Annotated in this window: 15 protein-coding genes; 3 read left to right on the plus strand and 12 right to left on the minus strand. The window is 47.8% G+C overall.

Features of this window, described 5'->3' with window-relative positions; genetic code table 11:
- Positions 1–127 precede the first annotated feature (127 nt).
- The 10 genes from ACJJIS_RS20395 to ACJJIS_RS20440 form a co-directional block, all read right to left on the minus strand.
- Positions 128–829 (minus strand): hypothetical protein, encoded by a 702-nt coding sequence (locus ACJJIS_RS20395; RefSeq protein ID WP_475708929.1) that lies wholly within the window; start codon positions 827–829, stop codon positions 128–130.
- Positions 830–1,049: 220 nt separating this feature from the next.
- Complete coding sequence (locus ACJJIS_RS20400) at positions 1,050–1,775, minus strand: SapC family protein (protein ID WP_475708930.1); 726 nt, start codon at positions 1,773–1,775, stop codon at positions 1,050–1,052.
- Between the two features lie 15 nt (positions 1,776–1,790).
- Positions 1,791–2,468 (minus strand): type VI secretion system-associated protein TagF, encoded by a 678-nt coding sequence (gene tagF / locus ACJJIS_RS20405; protein WP_444914957.1) that lies wholly within the window; start codon positions 2,466–2,468, stop codon positions 1,791–1,793.
- Positions 2,469–2,482: 14 nt separating this feature from the next.
- Complete coding sequence (gene tssM, locus ACJJIS_RS20410; RefSeq protein ID WP_413664110.1) at positions 2,483–6,025, minus strand: type VI secretion system membrane subunit TssM; 3,543 nt, start codon at positions 6,023–6,025, stop codon at positions 2,483–2,485.
- 57 nt (positions 6,026–6,082) lie between these two features.
- Positions 6,083–6,946, minus strand: coding sequence for a type IVB secretion system protein IcmH/DotU (icmH, locus tag ACJJIS_RS20415; RefSeq protein ID WP_413664109.1), 864 nt, complete (start codon positions 6,944–6,946; stop codon positions 6,083–6,085).
- 1 nt (position 6,947) lies between these two features.
- Entirely contained in the window at positions 6,948–8,285 is a 1,338-nt protein-coding gene (gene tssK, locus ACJJIS_RS20420; protein WP_444906611.1) for a type VI secretion system baseplate subunit TssK, read from the minus strand.
- Between the two features lie 72 nt (positions 8,286–8,357).
- Positions 8,358–9,017 (minus strand): type VI secretion system lipoprotein TssJ, encoded by a 660-nt coding sequence (gene tssJ / locus ACJJIS_RS20425; RefSeq protein ID WP_475708931.1) that lies wholly within the window; start codon positions 9,015–9,017, stop codon positions 8,358–8,360.
- Complete coding sequence (tagH, locus tag ACJJIS_RS20430) at positions 8,995–10,830, minus strand: type VI secretion system-associated FHA domain protein TagH (protein WP_475708932.1); 1,836 nt, start codon at positions 10,828–10,830, stop codon at positions 8,995–8,997. Before tagH ends, tssJ begins: the two co-directional genes overlap by 23 nt.
- An 86-nt stretch (positions 10,831–10,916) precedes the next feature.
- Positions 10,917–12,413: a type VI secretion system contractile sheath domain-containing protein gene (locus ACJJIS_RS20435; RefSeq protein WP_475708933.1), complete on the minus strand. Its 1,497-nt coding sequence runs from the start codon at positions 12,411–12,413 to the stop codon at positions 10,917–10,919.
- A gap of 80 nt (positions 12,414–12,493) precedes the next feature.
- On the minus strand, positions 12,494–13,213 hold the full coding sequence (locus tag ACJJIS_RS20440) for a transposase (RefSeq protein WP_475708934.1): 720 nt from the start codon (positions 13,211–13,213) through the stop codon (positions 12,494–12,496).
- A 190-nt stretch (positions 13,214–13,403) separates the two neighbouring features.
- Here ACJJIS_RS20440 and ACJJIS_RS20445 point away from each other — a divergent pair, with 190 nt between their 5' ends.
- The 3 genes from ACJJIS_RS20445 (at position 13,404) to ACJJIS_RS20455 (ending at position 18,490) form a co-directional block, all read left to right on the plus strand.
- On the plus strand, positions 13,404–14,267 hold the full coding sequence (locus tag ACJJIS_RS20445) for a Stp1/IreP family PP2C-type Ser/Thr phosphatase (protein WP_413664103.1): 864 nt from the start codon (positions 13,404–13,406) through the stop codon (positions 14,265–14,267).
- Positions 14,268–14,290: 23 nt separating this feature from the next.
- Positions 14,291–17,374, plus strand: a complete 3,084-nt coding sequence (locus ACJJIS_RS20450; protein ID WP_475708935.1) for a DUF6531 domain-containing protein — start codon at positions 14,291–14,293, stop codon at positions 17,372–17,374.
- 93 nt (positions 17,375–17,467) lie between these two features.
- On the plus strand, positions 17,468–18,490 hold the full coding sequence (locus ACJJIS_RS20455) for a succinylglutamate desuccinylase/aspartoacylase family protein (protein ID WP_445359322.1): 1,023 nt from the start codon (positions 17,468–17,470) through the stop codon (positions 18,488–18,490).
- Between the two features lie 7 nt (positions 18,491–18,497).
- Here the strand turns inward: ACJJIS_RS20455 and ACJJIS_RS20460 are convergent, their stop codons facing one another.
- Together ACJJIS_RS20460 and trhA are read right to left on the minus strand one after the other, a co-directional pair.
- The gene (locus ACJJIS_RS20460; protein ID WP_475708936.1) at positions 18,498–19,718 is read right to left on the minus strand and encodes a lytic murein transglycosylase; all 1,221 of its coding nucleotides are present in this window, start codon (positions 19,716–19,718) and stop codon (positions 18,498–18,500) included.
- A 177-nt stretch (positions 19,719–19,895) separates the two neighbouring features.
- Positions 19,896–20,549, minus strand: a complete 654-nt coding sequence (gene trhA, locus ACJJIS_RS20465) for a PAQR family membrane homeostasis protein TrhA (protein ID WP_282930278.1) — start codon at positions 20,547–20,549, stop codon at positions 19,896–19,898.
- Positions 20,550–20,663: the final 114 nt, after the last annotated feature.

Here is a 20,663-nt window from a genome sequence, read left to right on the forward strand (position 1 = left end):
AGTACACGTTGTAGATATCTAATCAAGGCAAATAATGCGCTTGGTACCTATTACTTTAAAAAACATGTTCAGTTGACAATTTTACGCTATTTATTTTTGTTAGATTTTGGCTTCTTATTCCAAGCCATTACATAGGAACTGCTGTTGAATCGAAACTCCCCATACTAGTCACAAGTTTAAATGTGGCAAAAATATGCAAAAACTCAGACCTACTCTTTTCAAAGTTCTCAAGAGATGACCACAAAAACACAGAATAGAAACTATCCGGGCTCTGAAAGAAAGTGACCAAATAGCGAACTGGTGTTTTTACAACCTCAGCAGACATCTCATAAATATGGCCATTTTGACTGTTGCTTATCAGTGGTTCAGGCCCGGATATAATAACGCCATTTTCCACTCTAGTCAGACACTGCTGTATTTGTGCTTTACCGAAATGCTCAATCGACAAATCGTGGGGAAGCAGAGATCGATCTTGCTTTAGTACAATCAAATAGCGACTTAACTCTGAACTTCCGGCCTGAATCACAGCTTCCCTATTCAGATTGTCAAACCCTTGCCAACCGGCTGGAATACCAATAGAAACTGTGCCATCAGTACTTTCCAAAAATTCTAGAGCGGGAGGTAACGGAGGGTCACCACAATTACTAGACTTTTCAGTACAGTGTATTAATTGATCACCCAAGCAGAGCTGAGTATGCCATCCCGCTTCCCAGAACTTTTTCATTAGCTGGCAGGCTTCCCTTCTATCTTCCGTAGCCTTGATTTGAGATTTTGCCCCAGTCAGCAGTCCTTTTATTTGACTAAAGCCCAAACCAAATTCACGCCCCAATGCAGCAATTGCATAGCGCCGCTCTACAGAACCTCTTATCTCCCCAGTAAAAATTATTCTGTAAGACATATCAGTAACCTTAGCTTCCTGCTCTGATACTCACTTTACAACCAGAACCTCTAATACAATTATCTAAATTCAATCAAACTTTATAGGTTTTCTTAAATTAACGTTCTGATCAACAAATCCATAGGTAAAAAGCAAAAATCCACTCTTAATATCAGTGAAGAATTTTCGCATGAAATTTTTTATGCAGCGCACTTAAAGCTGTCGACTTCTGCAAGGAGAAAAGATGTGCATAAATAAAAGGTAAACAACCTGATTCACGCAATTCCAGGAAAGCTGCAGAATCAAGCTCTCCCAATCTCTTCTCTGAAATACAATAAACACCTGTTAATTTATGCTTAACATCACCTGGCAAGTCTATATTTATTTCTTTTTCTACCAGCAAATTATTCCGCTGCAAAATACCGACAAACTTCCAAACCTGCGTCTTTTTAAGATGGATATCCTCTAAGCGGCGCTGCGCTTCCAATAAGTGACCACTTGGATTCCCATTCTCTTCAAACAACCTAACACCTAAAGAACTATTTCCGTCTTCAGATAATAGAGACGATTCAACGCAAACAAATGCATTGGAAAAGTCACCTTCTTTATATTTTAAATAGAAGGGATAAGAGCGAATAGATGCGGGAATATAATCACCCTGCCATTGTCCCTCTTGCCAAAAAAGGTTTTCTCCAGGTGTTACGCCAAGTAATGCACAGCTCTCAAGCTTTCCCGTCTCTTTTGATCGAGCAAATATAATAGGACAGGCACGCGCCACCGGTATGAATTCAGGCAATAAGATTGGGCAAATATGCGAATTCTTACTGTGGGAAAGATCACTTTTGATTAATTTGCAATTGCGATGCTTCTTCTTATCCAAGATAACCAGCTGTCTCACGCTGTGCCCTCAATCCTAACTTATATTCTTCTGTAACTGCACACCAAGCATTGAGCTATAGAGCTCAGGGCTTGGCAATGATGGGCACAGCAAGGTTGTCGGGGCCAAGTGTTGAGACCCCTCACTCCACCACAGACTATATGCGGAGTAGCTACTTTTGCTCATCTGCCCTAATAGACCTGCAAAACCTCTTTCCAGAGTATTCGATTGGCCTGTGGAGACGACAAAGTCTCCCTGTGCTGGAGGCAGAGAGATAATGCCCGCCCTGTCAGGGGGGGCACTAAATGCCTCACATAACTGGTCTGCATGTAGCATATTTTGCAGCGATGTAATTGCTAATTCAGACAAGCTCTGGAACCAGCTCTTAGCATCAGACATAAAAGCAAATGCATCCACTACCGGGGATAGCGGAGCAGCAAATGTCAACGGAAAATAGCGCCCAACACTATCCACACTAGGTACTAAAATTCCGGCCCACGCATTGGCATCAATGATGCCTTTGCTGTGGACAAACCTCCAAACAGGACTGGTCAAGTAGTAGTCCAACCACTCTTGACCAACGAGTTCACGAGATCCAAATACCGCTCGTTGTAACCAGCCATCCCATACAGTGACAAAACTACCTGGCAGCTGCCGCTGAACAAAGTCCCCGTGACCCGGCAACTTACCAAAAATACCAACTGTATTTTGCAAATCATCTACTCCGTCTACAGGGTCTCAGGGCATCGATATCCGCGCAGTAAACTGCGGTCGAACGGATTGTTTACATTAGATGCAATCAATTTAAATTGAGCCTTTCGCCCTTCCTCAGAGAAAGTAACAAAGTGTTCTGCGTTACTTCGCCCGGCTTCCAAATCTGAGCTCGCTAACAGCCTGTACCATGCCCAGTCCCCTTCAAAATGCTTGCGATGAACAGTCTCATTCAGATCTTCAAAGATAATGCGGACGCGATTACTTTCACCACCACGCCAAGTCAGCTTTTTAGTGGTTTTAGGGCCATGGGAGTAAGGAACTCGTTGCTCTCCAAGTTCAAGTTCAAACAAACGAACACTGGAATCCAGTTTCGTGGGCTCAATACGGAAAGAGTAAGAAGCTCCTTCGCCGGCACTGAAGAAAGTTTTTCGAATACGTTCAGCTCGACGCAACTGGGAAAGGGCTTCCCTTGAAAGGCTAATACCCTGCCCTTCAACGTATTTGATTTTCCAGTTTCTGGTATCCACAAATGGCTTCAGATACTGATTGACAAATTTCTCCTCAATACCACCTGGCTTGAAGTACTGGTTAAACTCCATCACCGGCACTTCCTGGTCACGGTCGCTACGCAGTGGGTACCGGTTTGCCAGGCTATTGCTATAGCTTTGATACACCTCTTCACGCCAGACACGGTTGATATGCGCCTTAGTCTTGGCCATTACCAGCCCCCAAGCGCTATCAGCAATATCTGTCAGCCACTGGTCAAAAGGTGCTGGCGCATTGGCAGCCTTAACCCTTAACTGTTTAATCGCATCGCTACCGCCGGCAAAACGCGCTTTGGCACGTCCAAAGGCCGCTTGATTCGAATCGGGAGCGCTGTCGATCTCAGTGAGGTATTCCTGAATTTTATTAATAGTATCCAGGTATTCTTGGATACGCGCTGGCCGCCCCTTCTCACTCTGAGTGATTCGCTGGACCTCCTCAAACCTAACATCAACAATGTTTGGCTTGTAATGATCCTGCAAGGCACTGGTTGCACTACCCAGTGCGGCTTGTCCCAACTTTCGAGTAGTACTGGATACAGGTAGCGGTACCCCAGAAGCATCGACTGGAACCTCAGGTCGAAGGGTCAGACGAGTGTTATCTGAAGTGATCTCGGTAATCGCAAGCAGGGGTGAGTAAATAGGATCAGACAACTTTGACAACACATCCAAAGCCTGTGAAGTGCTACCAAACCTCTGTATTTTGAACCCGCCAAGGAAGCCCTGCCAACGCTGTAAGTACTCCCCAAGATAGATTCGTTTTACTTCCTCACCAAGCTTTTCACGGTCGGCTTCGGTAAAGTCCTCACCGCTCAGATCTCCTCCATAAATCCAGCGCTCTTCAGCCATATTTGTCATCAGCTGAGAGTCCGCTCCAAAGTCCAGTTCTTTATAACCCGCCTTTGTATAGAGGAAGGGAATCGTGAAGTTTGGATTATTGGCTCCCATGCCAAAAATTTGCTGAGTGTCTCCACCAATTTCTTGATAGAGATCTACAGGGGTCAATCCGAAGTCACTATTTTGTAGTTGAGCAAATAACCGCTGAGGCACAGGGATACGACGCAGTTGTTGTCGCGCGCGAGCTACCACCCTCTCATTCTCTTCAATTGAATTGGGTAGAGGCTGAATAAATAGTTGATCCAGGTGGTAGCGCAGTTCTTCCTGCCTCCCAGCTTCACCGGGTAGCTGACGCTCCCAGCGAGCAGTGTAGTAAGCCTCTATGGTTTTCAAATCCATTTTATCTGGATTAAAAAACATCAAATAGGTTTTGAGAGTACTTACCAAAGCGGGATCATTACTTCCGAGACGACTTAAGTCACTCTCTATATCACGAAGTAAAGCGGGAAGATAAATAGTTTCTAATTTATGGCGATAGAGATCATTTGCCGCGGTATCAATTCTGGTGTCATAAAGTCCCAAATTGCCAATCCACGGATGTTCCTCACGATCGTAGACCGCACTAGCCCGCTTCAAAGGCTCTAACAAATTTAAGGCACTGATGGGCGTAATATTTTTACCTTTCAGCTCACTCTCTGCACCTTGGTACGCGCTGAGATTATCGCTAACCTCTCCCATGGATAATTTATTCTGTGCGAGACTGCCACTCCATAAGAAAATAGCTCCGACAAAGCCTCCCGCCAAAGTAGCAAAAACTCCCCGGCGTAACCAAAGGTTAGCTGACTCAATCCGGCGATTAACGCCTACTAATTCAGCCTCGGGGAAAACGACATCCTTCAATAGTCGATGCAAGAAAAAGCTCTTACCAACACCCTGGAATTTTGGCCCGACGCTACGCTCTAGTCCAAAATCAGCAGTTACGGAGGACATCATACGGTCAACAGGACTGCCCTCCTGAGTGCCACTAGTAAAGTAGACCCCTCTGACCATAGGGACGGTTTCGTAACGATTTGGACCGAAAGTCTGCTTTACAAAATCTGTCAAAATATCTGTAAGGCTTTCCATTCGGGCAGGAAAACCTTGCAACAACGCCCGCTTCTCTACATTCCTCTCCTGATGAACACGCCACAATACGCGTTGGTTCAAACGCTCTATCAGCTGCTCAAATTCTGCTTTGAAATTATCGAGAGGGGCCCCTACAGTGGCGTTAGCTTCACGGGGAAAACTCATTCCCCAAACTTGCTCACGCTCAGCTTGAGAGAGGTTGTCGAAAAACTCTGTAAACCCTGCAACTAAGTCACATTTTGTGAAAGTGAGATAAATCGGGAAGCGAATACCCAACTCTTGTTGCAGTTCATTTACACGCTGGCGGATAATTTTTGCCTGGTGTTGGCGCTGCTCTTCAGTTTGCACCATTAAATCTTGCAAGCTAATTGCAACCAGAGCACCATTGATCGGGCGGCGGCGGCGGTATCTTTTCAATAAGCTCAGAAAAGCTTTCCAAGCGCTATTATCGTAAACCCGGTGACTGTCCTGAGTCGTATAACGCCCTGCGGTATCAATTAAAACTGCATCATTGGTAAACCACCAATCACAGTTACGGGTGCCCCCTACCCCACCCAGGGCTTCCTTCCCATGACTCTGCGCCAGAGGAAATTCCAACCCGGAGTTCACCAGGGCTGTTGTTTTACCACAACCGGGAGGCCCAATAATGATGTACCAGGGAAGCTGATAAAGGGAAACTTGTCCCTTGTCAGATTTAAACCGAGCACTACGTAATACACCCATCGCTTCACGGAAGCGACCAGAAAGAGCATTCAACTCTTCCAGCGAGCGTTCTTCGTCTGGATCTGTAGAATCGGCTTCTTGTGATTCCTCAATGCCTTTTATTAAAGCCTGGTTTTGGCGTCTCTCTACCAACCATTGGCTGATATTCCACACAAGCCAAATAGCAAAAATAAAAACAATAATAGTTAGTCGGACAGAGTGAGAAAGCGTGGCATTATCACTACCAAACTTAATGTAATCAGCCGCAAACCAAATGAGGAGGGAAAGAGCTGAGAGCCCTATGAGCCCCAACACCCACTTATTGGTAAAAAAGTTACGCAAGCGTTTCATGAATTGCTCCGTCTTCCAGGGTATCGACCATACCCAGGATCAATATCAGCCCGAGTGTTACCCTTCTCCTTGCGGAGACTCATCATCACTTTTGGACAAATCTAAAATCTGGTCTGCGACCGGTGTCGTCGTTTCATAGAGCCACCAGCGATAACCACTATAAGTTGCAAGTAACAATCCCAGGACAACACTCATAATCACCCAGAGGGGTATATAGTGAATCAGCCGGGATTTTCGCTCTACGCATCCTTGCCAACGCGGCGAAAGATCTCGGTCCATTGGCTGCTTATGCTGTTCAATTGTTCTGTAGAGCTCATCACGAATCTGTTCTATTTGTTCGTGTCCACGCTGTACGAGCCGATACTTACCCTGAAAGCCCAAGCTCAAACACAGATAAAAAAGCTCAAGGAGTTCCAAATGACTTGCGGGAGTTTCCAGCATGCGCTGCAAAATGACAAAACACTTCTCCCCTCCAAAAGTCTCTTTGTGAAATAGGCTAAGTAGAGAGTGCTGGCTCCAACCGCTAGCTGTACCCCAAGGCGTGGTCAAAACAACCTCGTCCACGACAGTACATAGCAAGTAACGGGCTGTTAGCACTGATTCAGGTGTTAAAGCCAGCTGCTTTGCCTCACGCTCGAAGCTTTGGATTTCCGTAGTAAGTCGCTTGTGCAGATCTGGTACGTTGGCGTGGTTCATCGTTGTGCGCAATTTGATAATTACGCCTAACAATTTTGAAGCCGCAGACACCAATGGATTAAGACTGTTGCGGACCTGAGCCTCGACCGGGGCATCTTGGCTGGCAAAGAATTGTGGCTGAGCCTGAGCTGCTGCCGGTGCCGCTGCGGCACCGGGTGTCGGTATCAAAACCGTTCTATCCCCAGCATTAGGGGCCCGTGGAGGAGTAAAGCTGTCATTACTCATATTAATTATTCCTTATGGCCCAGAGTTCCATAGTTAATCCAGGGAACTCTGCGCCCAGATGCACTGCAAAACCACCCGAGCGAGTCATGGCCTGCCATAACTCTCCACTGCGCTCCACCTCAAAGTAAGTGAACCCTGCGTGATAGGGAATTTGTCGAGGAGCCACGGGAAGAGGGCGCAGAGTCAAGCCGGGTAACTGCGCTGAGATAAGTTCTCTAATCGCCTCGACAGGGGCAACTTTTGCCTGCGTGGGGAAGCGGCTGCGCAATAGATCGCCAGGCATATCCGCTTTTGCGGCCATAATAAAACTGGCTGATTTTAATAATGAAGGATCAGTAACCGGCGCAACATATATCCCAAATTTGCGCTGCACCAATTCCATAGCAATTGCAGTTTGCTCCAGTACTGTGGAGAGCGACTGCCTAAGTGCTGAAAACAGCCCGGCAAAGCTTACTTGCAGATCTTCATGTGCATACACTGGAATTTCTGGAGGGCGCTTAGACGGAGCAGTAAACGTCGAAAGTTCGCCTGCCAACTGCAATAATTCAAGAAATAAGTTGTGCGGATGTAATCGGGGCTGAGCCGTTATCTGCTTTAATAAGGGTTCAAAGCGGTTAATAACCTGCAGCAACAAATAATCAGCAATTTCTGCAGATCCGCTTCTTCCGCTGTCGCTCAAACGATGACCCAGAGCCGAGCCTCGATGGTCGAGCAATCCTTTTACTTCTTCAATATATGCATTGATAACCGCAGAAGTCTCCGCATTTAACAGCGGTGGGATATAGTCAGAATCAAGCTCTACCGGCTTTTCTGGTTGACGCTCTTTAATTCGGGCAACCCCAACCGCAGCATAGCCACTCAGATCATCACTACCTAATTTGAGACAAGCTCTTAACTTTCCGACTTGGATACGCGCGGACTCACCAGAAGACGCCGCACTATTACGGGCATCAAAGTTCGAAGCCTGATAACGTGCCTGCGGGAAGTCCTCTTGATCTCGAATCGACTCCTGACTACCTGGGCGCTTCATCGGCACACATAAATAGACTATTTCATCACGAGTATTAACCGGAACATCCAGAACATCCGGCAAATGCTCATTTTCAGGGGCAAGTATCGGGGTACCATCGGGAAAAACAGCTTTCACTCTCGATAGAGAAATTTTTCCCATCGATAATGGCTCACTATCGATCGCCAGCTCTACAATCCCCCAGGTATAAGGCCCGAGCGGAGCTGTGCGCGCTTCGACAAGCTGTTCGAGATAGCGATCCTGCTGTTGAAAATGCTGAGGGCGTAAAAACATGCCCTCGCTCCAGATCACTTTATTGTTTGCCGACATAAATGTTCCTTAAAAAGCTCTCGTAATATTTCCAGGGCAGCAATTTTTATTGCCCGGGCAATAATTTCTGCCCTATTGAGACCGCTGCATATCAGGGAGCGTTTTTTTCATTCTTTCATAATCTTCTTTGGAGATTGTAACTGTTTCCCCACTATCATCTTCGCTGCCACGAGTAGTCATTTTTGCTCGACGACGCTTGGCAATATCATCTGGCGAACCAATTCGTACATCGGCCAGCGATACTTCATATTCATTTTTTTTGTGGTCTGTAATTGGCAGCACCATTAGTGCCTCTGCATCCTGATACTGTACAAACTCAGCTAGAAGCCCGATATATTTTACGTCCGGCGTTAAAGCCAGTTCTTCTATACGCTGTTCCCCTGGAGCAAACTCTTTAAGGATTACAGTATCAATCAAATCCTTGCCGAGGCGGGATTGAGCATTCTCGTAAAGGTTAAGAAAATCTTCACGGGCAAACTGGCGCTCATCCGCGAGCATAAACACTCGTATAACAACGGGAGAAGCTCGGCCATCATCATCTGGGTTTACGTCATTCTGTGTCTCTACAACCAACTCGAGACTGGTATCCAGATTTAGAGTCCGCCTCGTTGTTTGGCAACCAACAACTGCAACTGCCAAAACAGCGATTAAACTGACCTGAAATAATTTTTTTATCGACACAAGCAATTCCCTCTTTTCCGTCAACTTATTAATTTTTAATGCTTCGCGCATTTTTTAACTCTGATAATTGATTTTCATAAGTAACTGCAAATTCATCACCAAACAACTTGCGATAGCAATTATCCGGATCACCAACTAGCTCCCTGTAAATTGCAGTAAATCCTTCCCATTTTTTTGCATTTTTGTTTCCAAAAACGCCGGAAGTATTCCCCAGTCTGCGCTCAATATTTTCCGGGCTAAAGAATTTGAGCATGGCGTTGTAACCTGCTCTCATTCCAGCCAAAACCGCAACTTGATGATCTGACAAATCATCAAAACTATCCTTCACTGCCTCAGCAGGATTCATAAAAGCACCGGTACCCGCAAACATGGCTTCCAATGCATCCCGTTCCGTAGCACTGAATTTCAGCGGATTATTAGCTTCCGTTTGAATCATGGTTCGCTGCACACGCAGCTCATTCTTTATGCTGTTTCTTGCGCGCAAAAGGTCAATAAGACGAGCTACTGTTTCCCGGACAATTTCAGCTGCTTGCTGGTCCGCCTGTTGCAACTGGACCGGGTTCATATTCAGGCCGAGAGTAGATGCAAAAATGCTGCCCCCTGAAGAACCTGTGGGCTGAGCAACTGGGGATTGCTGTAAATGCGAAAACTGCTGAGCTTGGGCAGCCAAATCCGGTTGTGGATTTGGTTTTGGCTGTAGTTGCGGTTGCGGTTGCGGTTGCGGTTGCGGTTGCGGTTGCGAGGACGATTGCCCGGAACCAAACCCTGGAGCGCCATCAACTTGTTGCCCCTGCATAGCAGCGAAAGAGTCTGCAAAGGGGTTATCTTGAGCAGGCGGAGAAATTGGCTGCTGATTAAACCCTTGGGGCTGCCCTAAGGGCTGAGATTGCATTGCCTGTGGCTGTGGCTGTGGCTGTGGCTGTGGCTGTGGCTGTGGCTGCATAGCCTGAGGTTGTGGTATCGGAGTCGCTACAGGTTGCTGTGAAATCCCCTGGAAACCACCCATAGGAACTTGCGGCTGCGGAGATACCACTTGAGATTCAGGCACCGCAACCGTCTCAACGACAGGTTCCGGTACCGGCTGGGGATTTATTTGCATTGAGTGCTGGTCAGCTGGCACATGATCATCGTCACTACCATCTTTCCACCACTCATCATCAGACCATTGATTACTGGATTGCTGCTGACCCGTAGAACCCACTAAGCCACCGACGGGTGACATCTCAGGAATACCACCAACAAGACCAGACGGGTCAGATTGGCCAAAGGCTGCAAGTGGGTCCAGAGGGCCCGATTCCGAGGTGAGAAGACTATCGCTAGTTGGGGTATTAGCCTGATTACCCAGCCCAATCGAGCCCCACTCCCCAGTTTGAGCCACATCTGACTGCGGGCTGGAACCCGGCTCAAGCCAACTATCCAATTCTTTCGCTTCTGCCTGGCTTTGCATTTTTGCCATGGCATCCGCGCTGAATGTTGTTCGATCCGAGGTATCGAGAAAATCTGCACTTCCCAGACCTTTGGGAAGATCTCCCTCTTCCTTAGGCTGTCGCAGTGAAACTTTCAATTTATATTCCCCGAGAACGATCATGTCGCCCTCTTTTAATGGGACTTGATTTCCCTTTCCTAACGGATTTTCTGAATCATTGTAATAGGTTCCATTAGTACTAGTATCTACCAGAAAAAACTGATTATCGGTAAAGGAAATCTGTGCGTGTTTTGAGGAAACCACTCGATCTGGATCGGGTAAAACCCAATAATTATCGGCAGAGCGACCCAAACTGCCACCAGCTTTCGTGAACAGTTTTGTATGTTTAAGCATATTGGCGCCAGAAGGGTCGGCCAATACTGATAGAATTAGATCCATTTATTCCTGACTCACAATAGTGGTTTATTCATAGTCTTCAGGTAGATTTTTGCCTGCGTATACCTGTAAAGATCCAATCCCTACACTTACACCCAAGGGCCTTTGAGGGTACCGCCACCCAGAGAGCTAAAGCTCGGAAGAATGACTTGATCCCGCCCTTGCACTGAACGCATAGTGCTAATACCAGCCTGCATAAATTTTGCAGCTGCCCTATCTGTCAGGAGCGCTTCTGCACAGGGCGTCAATAATTCGCCATTAGGTAACTTGCGTAAATGAAGGGGTAAGTCTTCATAGCTTGCAGACGAAGGGGGCTGTAATTTGCCAGTTTGAGAAAAGCCTTGGCAAACCGCTAACCCCAATAAATAAACACTATTCCCCCAAAGATAATATTCATGACCCTGCTCTGGGGTTAATTCTTCAAAATTAAAATACTCTGTTGTAGAAGTATTTTTCCCAAAGGGGAGTCTCAGCATAAATCTGGGAGCTGCCAACGCAACATGCTCACTAGCAGAGTATTCACGGACCGCCTGCCAACTTTCCGCAAACTGATCGCTCAACGGATAGTACCAATCATCAGGATCTACTGAACCTGACAAGTTTGGACAGCCTGCTAATTTTGGATCCCCACCCAATAAAAGTGCACTTCCCGCAGCCTCTGCAATCGTGGATAAATCTATCAGCAGGTGAAGGTCTCGCTCCTCATCAGTAACAAAGTAATCCCCTATGACCAGGTTATAGGGCATATTCCCAGAAGCTGTTTCACGCTCAACCAGTAACTTAAATGTCTGCGACTTTTCCAAGTCGCTTTCGGCTTCAGCAAAATCAGCTAGAAGCTCTTCTTTACTAACGTCTATTAAGTAAAAGTCCAGGTTCCCGTGCTCTTCGACACGTCTCAGCAAAAGTTGCAGACTCAGCCAACTAGCCTCTAACTGACGAAAATCACTGTGATGCATCAGTTTACGCATCGCATCAGACGTAGCTTCAGCCAGGGCATTTAGATATTCACCCTGGCGAGGGTCCTCACTTTTCTGCACGTAAGGAGCGACAATATCTTTGATTAGCTGGTCAACCTGGAAAGTATTTTGACCTTCCTTTGCATTACGCTCTCGACCTGCAGCCAGGATTTCATCCAATATCGACTGCTCGCTATCGCGCTGACCCAAGTCCTGCTGAGTGGCTAACTCTGGTTTCCACTGTTGAATTTCCTCAGCAGCCTGCTGGAACTGACGTGGATCGAGCAGCCTGCGCTCCAGCTCAATAAACTTCTTAAACAGTGGCAAACGGCTATAAAGGTAATCTGGGTGTAAATCATCAAAGCATGGTAATCCCAGAGGGCGATCCAGTACGGGCAACTGCAAACTCACACCTAGATCAGCAAAAACGCCCTCAAAGGTATCGCGGTTCAACAGGTATACCCTTCGACTGGAAATCGTTTCGGGTTCACACTGGCGGCGACTCGCTCTCCCGCTGAAATCACCCAGGATCGCAACTTTCAATCTATCAGTGCCAAAATCCATAACTGGTTTTTCCTTATTGTTATCGCCAAGGATCTGAAATCCCGTTGAAATGCTGGGCCTACTCACAATTTGTCACCTGCTGACAGGGCTTAATTACCCTACTTCTTATGGCCTTTTAATGCCCTCAACCCGACATTAGGTTTTAGCTAGGCAGTTTCTTTTGGTTCTTTTTCGACTTTATTTGCTTTTTTAGGACGACCACGCTTAAGCGGTCGTACTCTTTGGTTAACAATCTGCTCAATTTTCTCTTTAAACGCATCCCCGCCGAGCACATGACCTAACTTAATCGTTTCAGCGATATAGTCGAGCAACTTTCGATCAAAGCTATACTGAAATAACTTCCTATAAGATTGCGCTCTCTCCACCACTGTATTCCCAAGAGATAGATACAAGCGGTGATCCTTGATCAAATTATCTTTCTTAATGTTTGCGTGATGGTTAAAACTTGACCACTCATAATCCTCAAGGGAGTCTGACAATCCCAAATACAGTGGGCGCAACTCTACGTATCTGTAACAGGTCAACAAATACGCATCAGAATCAATCAAGCTGGACTTATAGCGCCCTCGCCATAGTGTTCCGGAGCGCTTGTAACGGTGATTGACAAACTGCACATAGCGACGCCCAAGGGATTGCATCATAGATGATATCCCATCCGGTATCGTGGGCGTAGCTATGATCTGGATCATATTGGGCAATAAAACATATGCGTGAACATCAACGCCATATTGGTCTGACGCGTTACGCAAACTAATCAAATAATATTGATAATCCTCCTCATCAAAGAAGCAGGGCAGATTGTTGTGGCCTACCTGCACAATATGCTGGGGAACATTTATCAAATTGAGCCTGGGCAAACGGGGCATTTTGCCTATGGGTCCTTTTTTAGCTGGCTTAAAGCCTTTTCTGTAGAGAGGTAAGGCTCTTATTATCGCAAATCAGTGAAAAGTATTTCAAACTTGGTATGCGAGCAAGTTAACATTAGCCTCGGTGATCGGTTGTAATAATATTACGCCGCATTGTATTGCTTTTTATTAAAGGGGAGTTGCACCAGACATGGATCAAATTAGTCTGGCGGTCAACGGGCGCACTGACATTGGTCAGGTTCGTGAGGAAAACGAAGATAGCATTCGCTGGTACGCGTCGGCGGAGCAGCCTTTTGCCTATATTGTGGTAGCCGACGGGATGGGCGGTTACACCGGTGGCGCCACCGCCAGTAAAATTGCAGCTGAGACGGTTCAAGCCCATCTCGATGACCTGCTGAAACACACTTTTTTCTCCTGCACGTCTGAACAGCAACAGCTTATATTGCGCGCCACCCTTATCGACGCAGTCAACAGCGCAAATACAGCTCTAATCAATACCAAAAACCTGAACCCCCAGTTTTCCAATATGGGAACAACTTTGGTTGCCGCGGTCATGTGGCGCGACTTTTTAATCGTTGCACATATTGGCGATTCTCGCGCATACCTGTGGAACAATTATGGATTGCAGCGCCTTACACGAGATCACAGCGTTGTACAGGAGATGATTGATTCAGGTCAATTAACCCCCGAGCAAGCCAAAGAGTCCAATGTCCGCAACCATATTACCCGTGCCTTGGGGGTTTCCAGCAGTGTAGAGGCGGATATAAATAGCTGGAAACTCACGCAAAACGCACTCCTTTTGTTATGTAGCGACGGGCTCACTGAATATCTTGATGATCATGCGATAGAGCGCGTACTGGCCACTCATCGTCCGGCATTAGAGTGTGTATATCGTTTTATTGACGATGCTAATCGCCTAGGTGGGCGCGACAATATTACTGCAGGAATATTGGAATATTCTTCACAATCATTGCGTCAAATACTCCCCCACGAACAAAGTGTTACCGAACGTCCCAGTTCTTCTGACGTAACAATTAGAAAGTTACACCGCTAATTTGATTTACCGGATACTGTAATATGACACCGGAACGTCTAACCCAGCTAATACCTAACTTACTCAATACGCTTACCCCTCCGACAATTACTCTTTCTCATGAGAGCCCTGCATCGGCTGTGCGCTGGCTCTCTCAGGTCGAACATACTTTAAAAAACATCTCATCCACTCCAGTGAGTGAGGGCTTTTGGCCAAAGCTGCCAAGTATCACGTCTAATCGCTTTAGTATCGATTCAGCACCAATATTACCCCTCCTGTATGAAGCTGAAGACAACCCCACGCAATTCACCAATACCCCTGGTATTAACCCCGAGAACGAGGTGGTACCAGCTTTAGATCGTTGCCATCGAATTAACGGGCACGTCGTTACCGCAACAGGGGAAGTCGCTTTCGAGCGAACAGACGTACTTATTCCTGGACCGCTGCCGTTTGAATGGAAACGATATTTTCGCTCCTCTCTCAATGAGGATACTGGCATTGGTGTGGGCTGGCGGCACTCTCTCAGTGAAAAGCTTGTTGTACACGATAACGTTGTAAAGCTGGTTACTGCCGAAGGGAGGTCTGTAAAATTCAAATTACCCGCCATTGGTCACGGGTGCTACAACCGCTTTGAGCGGTTGATGTTATTCAGGCAAAGCCTGCACAGTTATCGATTGACGACATTCAATCAGCATCACAAAATATTTCGCGCTGATGGTGTAAATAGCGCTCTACCACTTGTAGAAATCAGGGATCAATTTGGTAACGCCATAACAATCGACTATCAGGAGGGCCTGCCTAAGAAAATGGTCAGCTCCTGGGGTCGTGTTGTTGAATTTAACTGCCAGAACGGTCATATCCATAATTTAATAAATAGCCACGCTGCCGAAGGTCAAAGCGACCTCTGCAACTACAATTATCAAGATGGTCAACTACTCGAAAGTTGTAGCGGCCTTAAAAGAGAAAGATACCAATATAACAATACACAGTTGGTACAGTTAAATAATAGCCAATCTGGAATTCATCAATTTACCTACGATACACACGACCGGTGCCAGCTAATACAGTCCAATGAATTAATCACCAGTCTTAACTGGCACGCAAGTCATAATACCTGCACGATCGAGTCAGAGCTGTCCGGTCCCATTTATATACGCTTTAACAAGTTCGGCCAGAGAATTTCTGAACAGCAGCAATCTCGTAGCCTTAGCTGGCTTTTTGATTCCTACGGTAATCTCAGTGAAGAAATTCAGGCCAACGGCCATAGGCTTTTCTTCCGTCACGATGAATTCGGCCGGCTTGTCCGATCCACCTCTCACAATATTAGTAATCGATATCTCTATGACGATCGCGGCTATTTACAAGCGGCAGTTATCAATGGAGAGACCCTATGGCAATACAAGTTTAACGAGAAGGGACGCCCAGAACGTATTGTCGACCCGGCAAAACATGTTTGGCTGTTTCTCTATACAGATAGGGGGCAGATCACACAGATTCAGGACCCAGAGGGAGGCAAAGTGGACTTCAGCTGGGATGGGCAAGGCCAGCTGCAGTCCGTTCGTAGAGACGATAAAGTCCTGAGCTTTGAGTACGACCACTGGCAACGAATCACTTCGCTTAAGATGAATGGCGAAGTATGGCGTGAGTGGAGTTATGGCAATGCGGGTGAATTGCGTGAAGCCCACCTGGGTATTCACCAGTACGGTCTGGACTACTCTGAACGCGGCCTGCCCAATGCCATCCACGGAGACAGTGGACAGAGTATTCTTTGTGATTATGACAACGCGGGCCGCCCGTGCCATATCAATTTCGCTGATGGTAACAACTGGGAATTAATCTACAGCCCAAGGGATGAACTCACCTGCCTGGAGAGCCCCGTAGGGAATTACTACTGGGAATATGATCACTACGGGCAATTAGTCAGCCACAAGGCACCACAGGATCGATCTTGGCGTTGGCATTACAATATAGACGGCAGCCTGCATGAATATTGTGATAATGACTCTCGCTGGTACTTCAATTATAACAACAGCGGTGTATTAACCGGTATTCGCAATAACAGTGGCCAAAATAGTGAGTTCCACTACGACCAACACAACAGGCTGGTACAGGCAGATAATGCCCTTTCCTCAGTGCGCTTTAAATACGACAGCCGCGGTCGGGTAACCGCAGAGCATCACGACAGCGCCGATATCCGGGATTTCAGCCTTCAGTATCAATATGACAAACGCGGCTGGTTAAAGAGTGCCAGCTCCGACAATCTCGACTTGTCTTATACATTCGCCCCTTGTGGAGCCCTGTATGGTATCGATGCCAATGGTGAAGCCATTGTTCGCACCGAATCCAAAGGCCAAGATATCCTTCAGGTTCAAGGGGAGGTTCGCAGTAATCACAAATATTTATTTGGGCGCCTGGTAGGTATGGAGTCAGGTCAAGCACTTTCCTGGCACTTCGATAAATCCCCTCCCCTGCAAATGACCAACCCGCTGCGGGCACAGCAAAGTCCGACTCAACCTCAAACAGAAAGTGACAAGCGCGGCAATATTATTAGTGAAAGCAACATACCAGGCCGCAAGGATTATCAATACCAGTACGACGGCTGGGGCCTGATGAGCCACGCGGAGTGCGGGGAATTTAAAACCTATTTCCGCTACGACCCCTTCGGTCGGCGGTTAAGCAAGACATGTACCCACCGAAAATCAACCCGCCAGCGCCGCGTTGTCACTATTTGGAGCAGCCTGGGTATCTGGGGGGAAATTCACAATATTGACGGCAAGTCCCGAGGTTTAAGCCATTGGATTCACCAACCTCAAACCAATGCCATTCTCTGCCAATGGACTGCCGACAATATCGAGCATTACCTTTCCAACCCCGACGGCAAGCCACTCGCGATTTTTGATACCCAAGGTGCCGCTCAGTGGTCACAAGGTGGGGAGGCTGGAGAGAAAGGAAAAGACCCCCACAATCAAGGGCCGAGTGCCTGGCGGGGAACTAACTTGCTCGCGGATGTAGAGACTGGGCTGTGGTACCACCCCTCAGGCTACTGGAGCCCTGCCCTCGGTATCTGGCTAAATGGGGACCGCTCTCATAACCTGGCGACTTCTGCCCAATCAATCGGGCAGCTGTAGCGAAGTACTCGGGCAGCTGCATCAACATTTGCTGCCCGGGTCAACTCTTATCTGCCTATACACTATGGGTATATCTATTTGCCTATGAGTGTTATGGAAGAGCGCTCGGATTTTGAGATCGGCGGGGTCCATGTCGCCAGGGGCGAGTCCTGCCATATTGATCTGCCCGTTGTGCGGCTTTACACAAGCACAGAAATGGCAATCCCAGTTTATGTGCAGCGCGGTAAAAAAGATGGTCCCAAGATGTTCGTTTGTGCCGCCATACACGGTGACGAACTCAACGGTATTGAAATAATAAGCCGACTTATCCAAAGCGGCCGCCTGAAGTCATTGCGCGGGACCCTGGTTGCAGTTCCAATGGTTAATGTTTACGGGGTACTGCAGCACACCCGCTATCTACCTGACAGGCGCGACCTAAACCGCTCATTCCCAGGTTCGGCAAAGGGGTCTCTCGCCGCACGTATGGCTCACGTCTTCCTCAAGGAAATAGTCACCAAATGCGACTATGGCATCGACTTACACACAGGAGCCGTACATCGCAGTAACCTCCCCCAAATTCGCGCTAACTTGGACGATGAGCAAACCCGAAAACTCGCCAAGGCCTTTGGTGTTCCCGTGCTACTCAACGCTTCTATTCGCGATGGATCCCTGCGCCAAGCAGCCGCGGATCTCGGGGTAAGAGTATTACTTTATGAAGCTGGTGAAGCCCTGCGCTTTGATGAACTCAGTATCCGCGCCGGTGTTAAAGGTGTGATCAATATGATGAAGCACTTGGAGATGTTGCCGCAAACCCGGAAGACAAATGTGATAGAGCCATTTGTTGCTCGACGCAGCGGTTGGCTTCGCGCGGGGGATAGCGGCATCGCCAATCATCTTAAGGCACTCGGGGATCAGGTCTACCGGGGCGACCTATTGGCGACCATTGCAGATCCATACGGCCAGGAACTGGACCAACTGATCTGCAATGAGGATGGAATCATTATTGGGCGACAGAATATCCCTCTGGTCCAGGAAGGCGAGGCGATGTATCACATCGCCTACTTCCGTGAACCCGAGGGTGTTGTCGAGAATCTGGAGCTACTCCAGGATACGCTCCTACCGGATGAGAACTTTTAGGGAGTCTCTATTGTTTCTTCAACAACTCCAGGACTTCCTTGCTCGGGTAACCCTGAACTTCAACGCCGGCACTCTTTTCAAATTCACTCACCGCTTTGCGGGTACCCGGACCTGCCTTGCCATCAATTTCTCCGGTGTAAAACCCTTTTTGTTTGAGAAACTTCTGCAACTCTTCCACTTGAACACTATCCAGTGGAGTAAATGGGCGCTTCCAATCATTTACCAAAGGCGCACCGCCGCCAATCCGGTCTGCCAACAGGCCTATAGCTATCGCATAGCGATCTGAATTGTTGTAACGCTTGAGAACAAAGAAGTTCTTGAACACTAAAAATGCCGGGCCATTGCGGCCGTCTGGTAACTTTAATTCGGCAATGGCTTTCTTGCTGGGAAAGGGCTCCCCATTGGCGCGTGTGACACCGAGCTTCTCCCATTCGGCTACCGACATTTTCCCTGCAGGCATTTTACGAGCGGGTATATTGACCTCATACCCCCAGGGTTTACCTCGCTGCCAGCCATTACTGGATAGCAAATTGGCAGCGGTAGCGAGTGCATCCGGAATAGAATTCCAAATATCCCGTTTACCATCACCATCGATATCCACCGCATAGGCTTGGTAGCTGGTAGGGATAAATTGAGTATGCCCCATAGCTCCGGCCCACGAGCCCAATAGGTGCTGGCCCTCAATATCACCGGCCTGCAAGATTTTTAGTGCAGCCAGCAACTGCTGTCGGCCAAACTTTTTGCGCTGGGGATCCGCATAGGCCAGTGTTGCCAGGGAGCGAATGACACTGCGCATTACCTTATCGTTGCCGAGGATGCCTCCAAAGCTGGACTCCACAGACCAGATCGCCAGCAGGATATTGGGGTCCACCCCAAAGCGTTTCTGGATCTTATCCAGCCAGGGCTTCATTTTCTCCTTTTCCCGCTTGCCTCGCTCAATCGCTCTCTTTTGCACCCGGTTATCAAAGTATTGCCACACCGGCGCTTTGAATTCAGGCTGATAGGCTGCACGATCCAGAACCCATTGGTCTGGAGAAGTGATTCCTTTAAAAGCTTGGTCGTAAACCTCCGCAGAGATTCCACTCTTAATCGCGGTTTTGCGGAACTCCTTTACCCATTGTTCGAAGGCCGGATCGGCTTTCTCTTGTGCATGGGTATTGGAAGCCAGGAGAACTGCGCTTATCACGAGGATGGCAGACAGATATTGAAACCATTGCAATTTGGGCATGGAGTTACCTTCGACACAACTTTTGCTCGCTCAAGGGTAGAACGAGCCACTCTTATCCGAAAGGTGGATTGGCTGGTAACCGTTGAACTTCCCACCCACTATTAAACTGGACAGTCACATGAGAGGAAAGTTCGTGCTGCTCACCTTTAGGGTGAGCTCCGCCGCAAAACGGGAAGATTAGGGAATGACGTAAAACAGCACCGCAAAGAAGTGCAATATACCGCCCGCCAGCACAAAGAGATGCCAAATTGCATGGTGGAAGCGCAGGCTGCGCCAGAGGTAAAAAGCGATTCCGCCGGTGTAGCAGAGACCACCGAGAACTAACAGCCACAAACCGCCAGTTTCTAGGCTATCCGACAGCGGCTTGATAGCAGCCACCACGACCCATCCCATCAAGGCACTGAGAGTGATAGACAGAGCTCGAATCTTCTTCAGCGGAGTGAACTGAATAATCAATCCGATCAGCGCGAGCCCCCAAATAATACCGAACAGCCACCAACCCCAAGGGCCCCTCAGGGTAACCAGGGTGAAGGGAGTATAGGTTCCAGCAATCAATAGAAAGATTGACGAGTGGTCCAGGGTCCGCAGTATCGCTTTGGCGCCGATATGGCTGACTGCGTGGTACAGCGTGGAGGCTAGGAAACAGAGTATCAGGGTGGAGGCATAAACGCTGGAGCTGACAATATGCCAGGCGTCCCCGCGCAGGGCAGCAAATCCGGTCAATACACCCAGACCGGCAATCGCCAGAAGAGCTCCAACACCATGTGTCACACTATTGGCGATCTCTTCAGCAAAACTGTAACGACTGGCAACGGAAACAGAAGATGACATAAATTAGCCCGGTTAAATTCAGGTCATAAGCCTGCGTGTAGTGCACGACCAATAACTTGGAACAGGTCTAATGATCAGAGGCCTCACTTAAAATAGCAAGGCCATCACCAGACT

The organism is Microbulbifer maximicatervae (SeqCode) (genome assembly GCF_056231245.1).